Annotated in this window: 12 protein-coding genes; 6 read left to right on the top strand and 6 right to left on the bottom strand. The window is 64.2% G+C overall.

Annotation, left to right across the window (positions count from 1 at the left end):
- Together FJ471_RS31350 and FJ471_RS31345 are read right to left on the bottom strand one after the other, a co-directional pair.
- On the bottom strand, window positions 1-771 hold a 771-nt coding region (locus FJ471_RS31350), incomplete at its 3' end, for an FAD-binding oxidoreductase (protein WP_140809285.1).
- 104 nt (window positions 772-875) lie between these two features.
- A complete protein-coding gene (locus tag FJ471_RS31345; protein ID WP_140809283.1) occupies window positions 876-2,453 on the bottom strand; it encodes a trimethylamine methyltransferase family protein in 1,578 nt (525 codons plus the stop codon).
- Window positions 2,454-2,653: 200 nt separating this feature from the next.
- On the opposite strand from FJ471_RS31345, the gene FJ471_RS31340 reads away from it, so the two are divergent.
- The 4 genes from FJ471_RS31340 to FJ471_RS31320 all read left to right on the top strand — a co-directional run bounded on the left by FJ471_RS31340 (window position 2,654) and on the right by FJ471_RS31320 (window position 8,867).
- Complete coding sequence (locus FJ471_RS31340; protein ID WP_140809281.1) at window positions 2,654-3,826, top strand: MFS transporter; 1,173 nt, start codon at window positions 2,654-2,656, stop codon at window positions 3,824-3,826.
- A gap of 94 nt (window positions 3,827-3,920) precedes the next feature.
- Window positions 3,921-5,081, top strand: coding sequence for an MFS transporter (locus FJ471_RS31335; RefSeq protein ID WP_140809279.1), 1,161 nt, complete (start codon window positions 3,921-3,923; stop codon window positions 5,079-5,081).
- 73 nt (window positions 5,082-5,154) lie between these two features.
- Window positions 5,155-7,227, top strand: a complete 2,073-nt coding sequence (locus tag FJ471_RS31330) for a prolyl oligopeptidase family protein (protein WP_140809277.1) — start codon at window positions 5,155-5,157, stop codon at window positions 7,225-7,227.
- 260 nt (window positions 7,228-7,487) lie between these two features.
- On the top strand, window positions 7,488-8,867 hold the full coding sequence (locus FJ471_RS31320) for an aspartate aminotransferase family protein (RefSeq protein ID WP_140809274.1): 1,380 nt from the start codon (window positions 7,488-7,490) through the stop codon (window positions 8,865-8,867).
- 312 nt (window positions 8,868-9,179) lie between these two features.
- Here FJ471_RS31320 and mmsB read toward each other — a convergent pair whose 3' ends face one another.
- Window positions 9,180-10,064, bottom strand: a complete 885-nt coding sequence (gene mmsB, locus FJ471_RS31315; protein WP_140809272.1) for a 3-hydroxyisobutyrate dehydrogenase — start codon at window positions 10,062-10,064, stop codon at window positions 9,180-9,182.
- Window positions 10,065-10,086: 22 nt separating this feature from the next.
- The gene (locus FJ471_RS31310; RefSeq protein WP_140809271.1) at window positions 10,087-11,253 is read right to left on the bottom strand and encodes an isobutyryl-CoA dehydrogenase; all 1,167 of its coding nucleotides are present in this window, start codon (window positions 11,251-11,253) and stop codon (window positions 10,087-10,089) included.
- A 139-nt stretch (window positions 11,254-11,392) separates the two neighbouring features.
- Here FJ471_RS31310 and FJ471_RS31305 point away from each other — a divergent pair, with 139 nt between their 5' ends.
- Complete coding sequence (locus tag FJ471_RS31305) at window positions 11,393-11,998, top strand: dimethylsulfonioproprionate lyase family protein (protein WP_140809269.1); 606 nt, start codon at window positions 11,393-11,395, stop codon at window positions 11,996-11,998.
- Window positions 11,998-13,473, top strand: coding sequence for a cobyric acid synthase (locus FJ471_RS31300; protein ID WP_140809267.1), 1,476 nt, complete (start codon window positions 11,998-12,000; stop codon window positions 13,471-13,473). Before FJ471_RS31305 ends, FJ471_RS31300 begins: the two co-directional genes overlap by 1 nt.
- A 276-nt stretch (window positions 13,474-13,749) precedes the next feature.
- Here the strand turns inward: FJ471_RS31300 and FJ471_RS31295 are convergent, their stop codons facing one another.
- Complete coding sequence (locus FJ471_RS31295) at window positions 13,750-14,169, bottom strand: VOC family protein (protein WP_140809265.1); 420 nt, start codon at window positions 14,167-14,169, stop codon at window positions 13,750-13,752.
- Window positions 14,170-14,254: 85 nt separating this feature from the next.
- Complete coding sequence (locus FJ471_RS31290) at window positions 14,255-15,088, bottom strand: AraC family transcriptional regulator (protein ID WP_140809263.1); 834 nt, start codon at window positions 15,086-15,088, stop codon at window positions 14,255-14,257.
- Between the last annotated feature and the right edge of the window lie 124 nt (window positions 15,089-15,212).

The following is a 15,212-nucleotide window of genomic DNA, read 5'->3' as shown; positions in this document are numbered from 1 at the left end:
GATCTCGCCCTTGAAGTCGATCACGCCGATCATCTCGCGTCCGGTCGACTTGTTGAATTCCTCGACCTCCGGCATCGGCTCGGTGAGGAGATACATATGCTCCATCGCCAGCACCGGCAATTCGACGCCGACCATGCGGCCGATCTCGCGCGCCCACAGGCCGCCGCAATTGACGACATGCTCGGCGTGAACCGTTCCCTGTTCGGTGACGACGTTCCAGGTGCCGTCCGGCTGCTGCGTGAGGTCGACGACGCGATTGCGCAGCACGATCTCGGCGCCGAGCTTTTTCGCGGCCTTGGAATAGGCGATGGTGGTGCCCGAAGGGTCGAGATGGCCTTCGACCGGATCCCACATGGCGCCGACGAAATTCTTCTCGTCCATCAGCGGGAACATCGCCTTGGCTTCCGACGGTGTGATCAGCTCGGTGTCCATGCCGAGATAGCGGCCCTTGGCGTGTGCCAACCGCAGGAAGTCCATGCGTTCCGGTGTATCGGCCATCATCACGCCGCCGGTGAGATGCAGCGAGCAGGACTGGCCGGAAATCTCCTCGATCTCCTTGTAGAGCTGGACCGTGTAGGCCTGCAGCTTGGCGACGTTCGGGTCGCCGTTCAACGTATGGAAGCCGCCGGCCGCATGCCAGGACGAGCCGGAGGTGAGCTCCGAGCGCTCGATCAGCATGATGTCGGTCCAGCCGGCCTTGGCGAGGTGATAGAGCACCGAGCAGCCGACGACGCCGCCGCCGATGACAACCGCTTTAACGTGAGATTTCATACAGATGGGTCCGTGTTTACAGAGACTGAATCGAATGATTGGGTTTGAAGGCTAAAGCGAAGCTCGACTGAGCGCAGTCGACTGTTCACCCTCAACACTGAAAATCAGAAATCGGTCGGCGCGCCGCCTTCGGCGCGGCGCTTCTCGACGAAGTCGTTGAGTTCCTCGCGGATGGCCGGGTCCATATACGGCTCCTCGTAGGAGGCAAGGCGTTCCTTCCAGACCTTGTTGGTCCGCTCCATCGCCGTCGGCGAGCCGGCCTCGGTCCAGCTCTCGAAGTTGCGCCAGTCGGAGACGATCGGTGAATAGAAGGCGGTCTTGTAGCGCGCCTGCGTGTGCGGAGTGCCGAAGAAATGACCCCCCGGGCCGACCGACTGGATGGCGTCGAAGCCGAGCGCGTCCTCGGAGAGGTCGAGCGGGGTGAGGAACTCGGCCACCATCTGCAAAAGATCGATGTCGAGGATGGTCTTTTCATAGGAGCAGCGCAGGCCGCCTTCCAGCCAGCCGGCGCCGTGCATCATCAGATTGCCGCCGCCCTGGATCGCGCCCCAGAGCGAGAACACGCTTTCATAGGCGGCCTGCGCGTCCACCGTGTTGGCGGCGCAGGTGTTGGAGGTGCGGTAGGGGATGTTGTAGCGGCGGGCGAGCTGGCCGCCGACGAGCTGCGCCTTCATGTATTCGGGCGTGCCGAAAGCCGGCGCGCCGGACTTCATGTCGACATTGGAGGTGAAGCCGCCATAGCCGACCGGAGCGCCTTTCTTGACCATCTGCGCGAAGGCGATGCCGGAAAGCGCCTCGGCGTTCTGCTGCACCAGCGCGCCGGCGACGGTGACGGGCGCCATGGCGCCCGAGAGCGTGAACGGGGTGACGATGACAGCCTGGCCCATGCTCGACATCTGGATGATGCCCTCCATCATCGGCACGTCGAGCTTGAGCGGCGAATTGGTGTTGATGATGGTGAAGACCGACGGTTCCAGCATCAGCTGCTCGCGGCTGATGCCGCGGGCGATGCGGGTGATCTCGATGCCGTCGACATTGCGCTCCTTGCCGAGCGAATAGATGTGGAAGACCTTGTCGGTCAGCATGGCGAGGTCGCGGATGCATTCCAGGTGCCGCACCGAGGGGTGGATATCGATCGGCTCGACCGGATAGCCGCCGGTGCATTGCAGGATGTTGTGCATCTGCGCCAGGCGCAGGAAATTGCGGTAGTCGGCCTGGTTGCCGGGCCGGCGGCCGCGGTCGAGGTCGGAACAGTTCGGCGCCGAGGCCATCATCGACAGGATGACGTTGTTGCCGCCGAAACGCAGATTGTGCGCCGGGTTGCGGGCATGCAGCGTGAATTCCGACGGGCAGTGCGAGACGAGCTCCAGGATCATGTCGCTGTCGAAGCGCACACGCTCCGAGCCTTCGCGCACATCCGCGCCATGCGCCTTCATGATGCGGCGGGCTTCCTCGTGCAGAACGTCGACGCCGATTTCCTTCAAGACGCGCAACGAGGCGATATGGATCGATTCCAGCTCGTCGTCTGACACCAGCTTGGTCGGGGTCAGCGGGTTCTTCAATTGCCGGAAGGCGGGCTGCTCGAAAGCGGCCGAGCCGCCGGCGCGCTTGCCCGCGCGGCCGCCACGGCGGGCGCGATCGGTTGCCAGGGCCGGCTCGGCGGGATGAAGGGCGGCAGTCATGAGAAGCCTCGTGAGGATGCGAAATCGGCCGCATAATGGACTGGCGGCAATGCAACCGGTGAGGAGGCGGCGACCACTAGGACGAGGGAAGCGACATGCCGGAGGGGGAGCGGGCTGGATCGCCAAATTGCTTCCGCTGAGGCATCAGGGAGGCTCTTGCTGCTGATAATGATGCCGTGATTGTTCAACCGCGAGCCACAATGACCGCTTCCGTCCAGACCGTTGAAGACAGACCGCAATGGGCAGCCCTTGCCGGCGTCACGGCAGCACTTGCCATGTTCGGCGCGGCGCAAGGGTTGAGCTCGCCGCTCTTCACGCTGCTGATGCAGAAACAGGGCTTTTCGCCGGGCTTGATCGGTCTTTCGGCGGCGATGATGCCGGTCGGGCTGATCCTGTCGGCCTCCTTCGTGCCGGCGGCCGTGCGGCTGGTCGGCGCGCGAAACCTGGCGGTCGGCTGCTCTCTGCTTGGAGCGCTGTGCTTCCTGGCCATCGGCTATTTGCAGAACTGGGTCGCCTGGTACATCATCCGCTTCGTCATCGGCGTGGTCATCAACCCGCTCTATGTGCTGGGCGAGGTCTGGGCGCTGTCGCTGGCGCCGCCATCGCGGCGCGGACGCGTCATGGGCGTGTTCAACACGCTGATGGGCGCCGGCTACGCGGCCGGGCCGTTCACGCTCACGCTGGTAGGCACAGTCGGCTGGGCGCCGTTCGGCGTCGGCATTGCCGGCTTCACCGTTTGCGCCGTCATTCTGCGCCTCGTCTCCTCGAAGCTCACGGGTTTCGAGGATGACGGGCAGCCAGCCGGGAGCTTTTTCGGTTTTGCCCGGCTAGCGCCGGCGCTGCTCTTGGCCGTGCTGGTCTCCGCGGCGGTCCAACAAAGCACCTATGCGTTGGTCCCCGTCTTCGGCGCCGGCTATGGATTGCCCGAGGCGACGCTTGCCGCGCTGGTGATGATGCTTTCGCTGGGCAACATCGTCCTGCAGATCCCGCTCGGCCTGCTTGCCGAACGCTTCGGCGGGCGGCCCATGATCCTCGCCTGTGCAATGGCGACGACGGCTTGCGCGATTCTATTGCCGCTGTTGATCACCACGCCATCGATCTGGGGCGTGCTTCTGGTGATGGGCGCGGTCGGCTATGGCGTCTACACGATGGCGCTGGTCGAGCTCGGCGGCCGCTTCAAGGGCTCGCTGCTGGTCACCGGCAATGCGGCTTTCGCGCTGCTATGGGGCGTCGGCGGCATCGTCGGGCCGCCCGGCGCCGGCGCCCTGATGCAGGCGATCGGGCCGCTCGGGCTGCCTGCCGTCATCATTGGGCTCGACATTCTGCTGGTGGCGTTCGCCCTGTATCGGTCCCTGCGGCGCAAGCGTTCCTGACAGGGATTGGCTGGAGCATCCGCTTTCGCCGGCGGTGGGCCTTACGGCAACCGGCCACAACGGTTATGCCTCCAACCGATTGGATCAGGAACTGATGGCTCTGGCGGATTCAGAGAGCAGCGGGAGCGTGCAGTGGGCAGCGATCACCGGCGTGATCGCGACCGTTTCGGTGTTCGCCATAGCGCAAGGGCTTTCCTATCCGCTGCTCAGCTTCATCCTGCAACGGCAAGGCGTCTCGCCGGCGGTAATCGGGCTGTCGGCGGCAATGACGCCGGTCGGCTTCATCCTGTCCTCGCCGCTGATCCCGGGATTGGCGCGCCGGTTCGGAGCAGGGCGCACCGCGCTCACCTGCGCCGCGCTGTCGGCGCTGGTGCTGGCACTGATCGGCTGGACGCAGAATGTCTATCTGTGGTTTCCGCTGCGCTTCCTCATCGGCGTGGTGACCAATCCGCTTTATGTCTTGAGCGAAATCTGGGTGATCGCGCTGGCGCCGCCGTCGCGCCGCGGCCGCGTCATGGGCGTCTACTCCACCATCATCTCGGCGGGCTTCGCGGCCGGACCGCTCTGCCTGCTTGCCGTCGGCACCGAGGGCTGGCCGCCTTTCCTGGTCGGCATTTCTGCTTTCGTCTTTTGCGGCGGCTGCCTGGCCGTGGTGGTGAAGCGGCTGCCGAAGGTCGACGAGGCCGAGAACAAGGTTTCGGTGCTGGGTTTCATACCGATGGCCTGGCTGCTTATGTCGGCGGTGGTCGTCGCGGCGGGTTTCGAGCAGGCGATCCTGGCGCTGCTGCCGGTCTATGGAACGCATCACGGCATTCCCGAAGCGCGCATGTCGGCGCTGCTGTCGGCAATGATCGCCGGCAACATTGCCATGCAGGTGCCGCTCGGCCTGCTCGCCGAAAAGCTGACGGCGCGCCTTGTTCGCTTCGGCTGCGTCGTCGTGACGATCCTCGGATGCGTGCTTTTGCCCGCGCTGATCGAGACACCGCTGATCTGGATCTGCGTCTTTGTCTGGGGCGCGGTTTCCTACGGCATCTACACGATGTCCATCATCGAGCTCGGCGAACGTTTTACAGGCTCGGCGCTGGTCGCCGGCAACGCCGCCTTCTCGCTGATGTGGGGCCTCGGCGGCATCATCGTGCCGCCGCTGACCGGCAGCGTGATGGACGTCGTTGGCGCCGGCGGCCTGCCGGTCACCCTCGGTGCAATCTGCGCGGCGCTGGCTGCGGCGACGGTCGCGCGACGGCGGGTTTTGTGATCGATCCCGCCACGGCTCTTGAATATCAACGCAGTGAACGCGATGTAGGCGGGGCCGCCAAATGGAGTCCCGCATGACCAGCACGATGACCAGAACCCAGCCCGAATTGACCGCCAATGATCCCTTCCTCTGGCTGGAGGATCGCAACGGCAAGGAAGCGTTGGACTGGGTTCATCGCCAGAATGCGCTGACCGTCGCCGAATTGCAGGGCGATCCTTCCTATCAGGCGACTTTCGAGACCGCGCTCGACCTGATGACGGCCGAGGATAATATCCCGGTCGGAGCAGCGCTTGCCGGTTACGTCTATAATTTCTGGCAGGACAAGACCAATGCGCTGGGACTCTGGCGGCGCACATCAGTCGCTTCCTACAAGAACGAGAAGCCGGAGTGGGAGACCCTCATCGACTTCGACCAGCTCTCGGCGAAGGAAGGTGTGAAGTGGGTGTTTGGCGGAGCCAGCCGGCTCTATCCCGAGTTCAACCGCTGCCTGCTCTACATGTCGCCCGATGGCGGCGACGCCAGCGAGATGCGTGAATTCGACATCGCGACGAGGTCCTTTGTCGATGGGGGTTTTTCCGCGCGCGCCTCCAAGTCCGGCTTTTCATGGCTGGACAAGGATACCGTCATCGTTTCGGCGGCTTTCGAGGAAGACGACAAGACGCAATCCGGCTATCCGCGCGTGATCAAGCTGTGGCGGCGCGGCACGAAGCTCGAGGACGCCACGCCGATCTTCGAAGGCGAGGAGCAGCATCTCGCGGTCGGCGGCGGCGTGGAACATGACGGCGACAAGCGGCATGTGCTGCTCGGCAAGACGCTCGACTTCTTCACCTCGCAAAGCTTCCTGCGGCTGGCTTCGGGCGAAAACCGGCGCATTCCGCTGCCGGACGACGCCACCGACACGGCGATCTTCAAGGGCCAGCTGATCTTCGGCGTGCGCAGTCCGTGGACGGCGCCGGACGGCACGCGCTGCCTGCCCGACGGGCTTTACTCGTTCGATTTCGACCGCTGGATCGAGAGCGGCGCATTCGGTCCGTTCCAGACCGTGCTCGAGCCGGCGCATCGTGTCTCGATCGCCGGGCTCGCCAGGACGCAGGACCGGCTGTTCATCAATTTGATGGACAATGTGCGCGGCAAGGTCATCGCCTGCGACCGCACCGCCGATGGCTGGTCGCTGAAACGGATCGCGCTGCCCGACAACGGCAATGTCGGCATCAGCCATGTCGAGCATTTCGGGTCGAGCGTATCCTTCTCCTTCACCGATTTCCTGACGCCGAGCTCGATCATCTGGTCGGACGACAATGGCGAGAGGCTTGAAACCGTGAAGTCGCAGCCGGCCCGTTTCGATGCCGCGCCTTATGTTTCTGAGCAGTTCGAGGCGCGCTCGAAGGACGGCACGATGATCCCGTATTTCGTCGTGCGGCGCCGCGACCAGAAAGGGCCGGTGCCGGCGCTGCTCTACGGCTACGGCGGCTTCGAGGTGCCGCTCTTGCCCGGCTATGCCGGCATTCGCGGCAAGCTCTGGCTGGACAAGGGCAACGCCTATGTCCAGGCCAACATACGCGGCGGCGGCGAGTTCGGCCCGGCCTGGCACCAGGCGGCGCTCAAGGGCAAGCGCCAGAACGCCTTCGACGATTTCGCGGCGGTGGCCGAGGATGTCGTCAGGCGCGGCATCACCACGGCGGCGCAGCTCGGCATCCAGGGCGGCTCCAATGGCGGCCTGCTTACCGGCACGTCGCTGACGCAGCGGCCGGAACTGTTCGGTGCCGTCATCATCGACGTGCCGCTGCTCGACATGCTGCGCTACACCGAACTGCCGCCCGGCGCCTCGTGGATCGCCGAATATGGCGACCCGTCGAAGCCGGAGGATGCAGCCTGGCTCGGCGCCTATTCTCCCTACCAGCATGTCTCGGCCGATGTCGCCTATCCGCCGGTGCTGTTGATGACGTCCACCGCCGACGACCGCGTGCACCCCGGGCATGCCCGCAAGATGGCGGCGCGGCTGCAGGAGGCAGGCCACGGCAAGACGCTGTTCTTCGAGGAAACCGAAGGCGGCCATGGCGGACGCGGCGACCGCCGGCCGCAGGCGGCGCAGACGGCGATGCGCTATATGTTCCTGCAACGGGCGCTTGGCGGTAAGGTGTATTGATATTCAGGTGATGCCGGCCTGACCTGAATCTCAACTCACCTTGGCACGGCTTGAATTTTGGGCCTCAGGCGGCATAAGCTGCCGCCATGATCCGCTTCAGCACATCTGGCGCCTTCGGGGTCGCGGTGACGCCGTCACCGCGGACCCTTCGCGCCGAGCTGTTGCGGTTGTGTGCCCGCATCGGCTATTCGCCGCCTGCCTTCCTCTGACGAATCCGCCCCGGCCGTTGCCGGATTGATTCAAGAGGAAAGATCAAAGCCATGACTTATCAGAATTATTCGCTGAAGCAGCTTCAGCAGATCGACGCCGCGCATCACCTTCATCCCTTCACCGACCACAAGGAACTGCGCGAAACGGGGTCGCGCATCATCACCCATGCCAACGGCCCGTTCATCTACGATGCCGATGGCACCGAAATCCTCGACGGCATGGCGGGCCTTTGGTGCGTCAATGTCGGCTACGGCCGCGACGAGCTCGCCGAGGCGGCATCCGCCCAGATGAAGGAGCTGCCCTACTACAACTCCTTCTTCAAATGTTCGACGCCGACGCCGGTGCTGTTGTCGAAGAAGCTGGCGGAGCTGGCGCCCAAGCATGTCAGCCAGGTTTTCTACGGCTCGTCCGGGTCGGAAGCCAACGACACTGCTCTCAGGCTCGTGCGCCACTACTGGGCGCTTGAAGGCAAGCCCGAGAAGAACCGCATCATCTCGCGCAAGTCGGCCTACCACGGCTCGACGATTGCCGGCACCTCGCTCGGCGGCATGGAGCCGATGCACAAGCAGCTCGGCGGCGCGGTGCCCAACATCGTCCATGTGATGATGCCCTATGCCTATGAGCTGGCGCTGCCGGGCGAGAGCGACCATGATTTCGGCATCCGCGCGGCGAAGGCGGTCGAGGACGCCATCCTCGAGGCTGGCGCCGACAAGGTCGCCGCCTTCATCGGCGAGCCGGTGATGGGCGCCGGCGGCGTGAAGATCCCGCCGATGAGCTATTGGCCGGAAGTGGAGCGGATCTGCCGCAAATACGATGTGCTGTTGATGCTGGACGAGGTCATCACCGGCTATGGCCGCACCGGCGAATGGTTCGCGGCGCAGACCTTCGGGATCGAGCCCGACACCATCACCACCGCCAAGGCGCTGACCTCGGGCTACCAGCCGCTGTCGGCGCTGCTGGTCGGCGACCGCGTCGCCAGGACATTGGTCGAGAAGGGCGGCGAGTTCTATCACGGCTATACCTATTCCGGTCATCCGGTGGCCTGCGCGGTGGCGCTCAAGAACCTCGAGATCATCGAGAAGGAAGGGCTGGTCGAGCGGGTGAAGAACGACACCGGTCCCTATTTCGCGCAGGCGCTGCAGGAGCGGATCGCCGGGCACAGGCTGGTCGGCGAGGTGCGTTCGATCGGCCTGATGGGCGCGATCGAGATCGTCAAGGACAAGGCGACCAAGGAACGCTATCTGCCGTCGGGAAGTGCCGCGGTCCTGGTGCGCGACCATGCGATCGCGAACGGCATGATGCTGCGGGCCACCGGCGACACGATGATCCTGTCGCCGCCGCTGATCTGGACGCGCGACACCATCGACATGGCCTGCGAGCGCATCGCCAAGGCGCTCGATCTCGCGGATGCGGATTTGCGGAAGCGGTAGGCCAATTTACACCGGGCGCTCCTCGATCGGGCGCCCGGTCCAACTTCCCGGACCGTCCAAAACGCAAAAACCGCGCCCCAACGGGAACGCGGCTTTGCCAGATACGCATGGCGTTTCGCTACGAAACACTTGCGAAACTTACGGGCTCCGGTACGCGAGACCTGATCCGGAGCGCCGGGCAGACGCGATGTCCGCCTCGCAGTCCGTTTTAAAGGCACATCGTTACCGGTGAGTTAGCGAGACCTTAAGCAAATCTAAATTTGCCGGCTTCCGAGCGGCAAAAATCGAAAATAACCTTTTTAAATCAAGTTGTTATGCCTGATTTCCCCGCAGGAAATTAATAATGCCGGAAAAATCGGCGCCGGCATGACCCTGCGCGTTGAACAAGGCATAGAGCTGCGTGGCCTCGGCGCCGAGCGGCGTCACGGCGCCCGCGCCTTGTGCTGCTTCCTGCGATAATTTCAGGTCTTTCAGCATGAGCGCGGCGGCAAAGCCGGGCTTGTAGTCGCGGTTGGCCGGCGAGGCCGGCACTGGGCCGGGAACCGGGCAATAGGTGGTCAGCGACCAGCATTGGCCCGACGAGGTGGAGGCGACGTCGTACAGCGCCTGGTGCGACAGGCCGAGCTTTTCGGCGAGTACGAAGGCTTCGGCGACGCCGATCATCGAGATGCCGAGAATCATATTGTTGCAGATCTTGGCCGCCTGGCCGGCGCCGTCGCCGCCGCAATGGACGACGCGTCCGGCCATCGGCTTCAGGATCGGCTCGGCGACAGCGAAGGCCTCGTTCGAGCCGCCGGCCATGAAGGTCAGCGTGCCGGCCGTGGCGCCGCCCGTGCCGCCGGAGACAGGTGCGTCGATCGATTGCAGGCCATGCTTCGCGGCAATCGCATGCGCCTTGCGCGCCGATTCGACATCGATGGTCGAGGAATCGATGAACAGCGCGCCTTTCTTTGCCTTGGGCGCGATGTCCTCATAGACCGACAGCACATGCTTGCCGGCAGGCAGCATGGTGATGACCACGTCGGCGTCCTTCACTGCCGTGGCGGCGTTCGCCATGACGGTAATGCCGTGCTCCTTGGCAGTCGTGAGGTTCTCCGGAACGAGATCGAAGCCGTAAACAGCGTGTCCCGCCTTTACGAGGTTGGCAGCCATCGGATTGCCCATATTGCCCAGGCCGATGAAGGCGATGGTGCTCATTGTCTCTCTCCCAAAAGTCTGTTCAGCGGCCAATCAACGAGCGCGCGATGATGACGCGCATGATCTCATTGGTGCCTTCGAGGATCTGATGGACGCGCAGGTCGCGCACCAGCTTCTCGATGCCGTAGTCGTGCAGGTAGCCATAGCCGCCATGCAATTGCAGCGCCTGGTTGGCGATGTCGAAGCCGATGTCGGTAACGAAGCGCTTGGCCATCGCCGACCATTTGCCGGCGTCGGCCGCCTTGCGGTCGAGCTTCGAGGCGGCGGCGTAGAGGAAGATGCGGGCCGCCTGCAGTTCCGTCTCCATGTCGGCCAGCCTGAACTGCAGCGCCTGGAACTGGTTGATCTTGGAGCCGAAGGCTTTGCGCTCGGAAGTGTAAGCGAGTGCCTTGTCGAGCGCCGACTGCGCTCCGCCCAGCGAACAGGCGGCGATGTTGAGGCGGCCGCCGTCGAGCCCGGCCATGGCGATGCCGAAGCCGGCGCCTTCGGCGGCAAGCAGGTTCTCGGCCGGCACCTTGCAATCCTCGAAGATGACCTGGCGGGTCGACTGCATGTGCCAGCCCATCTTGTGCTCGTTGGCGCCGAAGGACAGGCCCGGCGCATCCTTGGGCACGACGAAGGTCGAAATGCCTTTCGGCCCGTCCGCGCCGCTGCGCGCCATCACGACATAGAGATCGCTGTCGCCGGCCCCGGAAATGAACTGCTTGGCGCCGTTGAGCACGTAATCGCCGCCGCTTTTGACCGCGCGCGTTTTCAGCGCGGCAGCATCCGAGCCTGAGCCGGGCTCGGTCAGGCAATAGCTCGCCAGCCACTCCATCGAGGTCAGCTTCGGCAGGAAGCGCTGGCGTTGCTCGTCGCTCCCGAAGCGGTCGATCATCGAGGCCGCCATGTTGTGGATGGAAATGAAGGAGGAGAAGGCCGGATCGGCATGGGCGAGCGCCTCGAAGATCAGCACGGCGTCCAGCCGCCCAAGCGCCGAGCCGCCGACATCGTCGCGCACATAGATGCCGCCGAGGCCGAGCGGCCCGGTCTCGCGGATCACATCCGCGGGGAAGTGCTTCGCCTTGTCCCAGTCGAGCGCATTGGGCGCGACGCGGTCCGCCGCGAAGGCCTGGGCCATCTCCTGGATGGCGCGCTGTTCCTCATTGAGTTCGAACTGGCCAGCGCCCGCATCGACTGCCGCGTCCATGGCGTGCTCCCTGTCGTTTCAGGCCTTCTGGCCTGTCGTTTTTGGCTTTGCGCGTCGTTCAATCTAGACCAATGATGCCGCCGCGCAACCCGGGCCGTTGAGAACCGGCTGTGCATGGAATGACTAACGGAGCTCTTGCGTGCCGACAATTTTCGATGAGTTGCTGGAGCGATTCCACGTCTGTCTCGCCGGCGTCGACGACGATCTGGTCGTTGACGAAGTCGCGCGTATCGACTGGGATATGCCTGTCCGGCCCCTCCAACCGCGCGCGCTTGGCTGCCTTGGTCATCTCGATCGCATCGCCGAGCTCGCGCCGGCCGGCGCCAAGCCGCTGGCGCGCTTCGTTGCCGACCGTCGGGATGAGCTGCGCTGGGGGCAGACCTATACCGCCGCGGATTTCGGGCAGGGTTTCGTCGACAATTACGGCTGGCTGGAAGTGTTCGGCACGCGCGGGCATTTCGTCAATGAAGAGGTAGCGGCCGGCCTGCTGATCCTCGGGCCGGACATCGTCTATCCCGACCATCACCACATCGCCGAGGAGATCTACATCCCGCTGACCGGCGGCACGAAATGGCGCATGGGCGAGAGCGGTTTCCATGTTCGCGACGCCGGCGAGGTCATTCACCACGCTTCCAATGTCAATCATGCCATGCGCACGGGCAAGGAGCCGCTGATGGCGCTTTATCTTTGGCGGGGCGGGCCGCTGGCACAGAAATCGACCATAGGCTCGGGAGGCAGGGACTGATGGCCAAGGCGATCATGCTGCAGGGCACCGGCTCGGATGTCGGCAAGACCGTGCTGGTGGCGGGGCTCTGCCGGGCCGCGAAAAAACGCGGGCTGAAAGTCAGGCCGTTCAAGCCGCAGAACATGTCGAACAATGCCGCCGTCGCCGGCATCCCGGGCAGCGACAAAGCCGGCGAAGGCGAGATCGGCCGCGGGCAATGGCTCCAGGCGCTGGCCTGCGGCGTGAGGCCGACGGTGCATATGAACCCGGTGCTGCTCAAGCCGCAGAGCGATATCGGCTCGCAAGTTGTGGTGCAGGGCAAGGTGCATGGTGAGGCTCGGGCGCGCGACTACCAGGCGATGAAAGCCGGGCTGATGGACGCGGTGCTGGATTCGTGGGCCAAGGTGGGCGAGGGCGCCGACCTGGTCATCGTCGAGGGCGCAGGCTCGCCGGCCGAGATCAATCTCAGGAGCCGCGACATTGCCAATATGGGTTTTGCGACGCGCGCCAATGTGCCGGTGATCCTGGTCGGCGACATCGACCGCGGCGGCGTCATCGCTTCCGTCGCCGGCACGCATCTCATCCTTCCGGAGGAAGACCGGCGCATGATTGCCGGCTATCTCATCAACAAGTTCCGCGGTGATGTCTCGCTGTTCGACGACGGGATAAGCGCAATCGAAAAGTTCACCGGCTGGCGCTGCTTCGGCGTCGTGCCATGGCTGAAGGCGGCGGGCCGGCTGCCTTCGGAGGATTCCGTCGTGCTCGAGCGCCTCGCTTCCGGCGAGAAACGGGCGTTGAAGGTCGCGGTGCCGATGCTGGCGCGCATCGCCAATTTCGACGACCTCGATCCGCTGAAGGCCGAACCGCAGGTCGAGGTGGTGTTCGTGCCGCCGGGCAAGAGGCTGCCGGAGGATGCCGGGCTTGTGGTCATTCCCGGTTCGAAGTCTACCATCAGCGACCTGCTGAAATTCAGCGAGAATGGCTGGGATCGCGATCTTGCCGCTCATCGCAAGCGCGGCGGTCATGTCGTCGGCATTTGCGGTGGCTATCAGATGCTCGGCCGCGTGGTGCGCGATCCCGACGGCATCGAAGGCAGCGTCACCGAGGCCGAAGGCCTCGGCCTGCTCGATATCGAAACGGTGATGGAACCGGAAAAGACCGTGCGCAATTCAAGCGCGCACTCGGTGCAGTTCGGCCTGCCGCTCGAAGGCTACGAGATCCATCTCGGCCGCACCACTGGCCCGGACACGGCGCGGCCGTCGGCGATTCTCAACGGGGTCGAGGACGGTGCGGTCTCGGCCGACGGCAAGGTGATCGGCACCTATCTGCACGGGCTGTTTTCCGCCGACGCTTTTCGCGCCGCCTACCTGGAGAGCCTCGGCGTCATGGGAGGCGGCATCGACTATCGCGCGGACGTCGAGAGGGCGCTGGACGAGGTCGCGGCGGAGTTGGAGCGCCACCTCGACTGCGACGCGATTTTTTCGCTGGCGCGGTAGACGGCCCTGTCGGGACCACAGGGTTTGTGATTGGCGAAAACACCCATCGGGTCGTCATCCACGGGCGGAGCAAGGAGCGTAGCGACGCAGCGCAGACCCGAGGATCCATTCCGTGACCTAAAAGCGTTGCAACGGTGCAAAATTCTGCTCCGCTGCACTCCTCGTGCAAGGTAACGGAATGGATCCTCGGGTCTGCACGTCCGCTTCGCTCCCGCTCCGCCCGTGGATGACGAAACTGTTGAGGCTTTCGCCAATCTCTAGCGTCGGCGCTGAGGCTCACGCCTTCTCCCCGGCCTTCGGCCAATAGGTGCCGAAGGACCAGACATTGCCTTCAGGGTCGAGGCAGATGAACTCGCGGCTGCCATAGTCGCGGTCGACCAGTTCCTGGATGATTTTGGCGCCGGCCTTCTTGGCGCGCGCATAGGTGGCATCGGCGTCATCGACGGCGATGTAGATCGATTTGCCGCCGCCACCGCCTGGATCACCGACCATCTTGCCGTAATCGTCGTCGCGCGCGCTGCCCAGCATGATCATCGAGGATCCGAAGGTCAGCTCAGCGTGGTGGACGATGTCGCCCTCGCCATAGCGGGCGCGCAGCTCGAAGCCGAAGGCCTCGCTGAGCCAGTCGATCATCTTGGCGGCGCCCCTGTAACGCAGGGCCGGATAGAGACGGGGTGCTTCGTTTGCTGTCGGCATGACATTCTCCCTATGTTGGTTGATGATTGCCAGTCTGTACGAAGGCGGTTTCCGCGTCTTGAAGAAATGTTACCTCGGCTGAGGCCTACATCGACGCCGCGAGGCCGGTCGGCGTCTTGCCGGCAAGCTGGCGGAACTCGCGCACCAAGTGCGCCTGGTCGGCATAGCCGCAATCGGCGGCGATGCCGGCCCAGTCATCATCCTGCCGCTTCGAGAGCGAGAGCGCGCGATTGAAGCGCACGATGCGCGACAATGTCTTCGGGCCGATGCCGATCGCATCGGTGAATTTGGCCGCCATGTGCCTGCGGCTCCAGCCGATCTCGCCGGCGAGCGCAGAAATGCGAGTGCGGCCGCCCGACGCGACGACCGTCCGGTAGGCCCAATCGACTTCCGGCGAAAGGGCGTTCGCTTCGGCGAGGCGGCTGGTAATGAAGCCTTCGGCAATGTCGAAGCGCGCATTCCAATCCGCCGCTTCGCCGAGCTGTTCGCGCAGCGCGATGCCATCGAAGCCCAGCGCGTCGTCCAGCCCGACCATACGGTCCCGCAACTCGCTCATCGGCAGGCCGAAGAATTGCCTGGCGCCAAGCGGCGTGAAATTGACCTGGACGCAGCAGGCGCCGCCGAAGGATTCGATCATGACCGGCCCGGCATAGAGGCCGGCGGCAAAGCTGGCGTAGCGGTCGTTGTCGCCCGGGCTGTGGCCGAGCCCGATGGCGAAGGCTTCGGCGAAGCTGATCACCAGCGGCACGGTGAGCGAAGCATATTCGACGATACGGAAATGACCGGGCCATATCTCGCGATAGCCGCAGATGTCCGTGACGATGCCTGCAAGCGAGGCAGAGGGCTTGCGCCGCACCATCTCGAAATGGAGGGCGGGAGAGCGATTATCCTGGCGATGGCGCTCTGGCTCTTCGGACATGACGCAAGCCTAGTGCATTTCACCGTTTCACGGAAACGGCGAAACGTCCTATCTCTTTGTTTTTACGCAATTCCGGACGGAAAACCGCTCACACTTTTCCTGGAATTGCTCTAGCCGGCCGCTT

Origin of the sequence: Mesorhizobium sp. B2-7-1, from assembly GCF_006440735.1 — a bacterium.
GTDB lineage: Bacteria > Pseudomonadota > Alphaproteobacteria > Rhizobiales > Rhizobiaceae > Mesorhizobium.
Note: the sequence above shows the minus strand (reverse complement) of the source record. Positions and strands in the feature narration are given on the sequence as shown.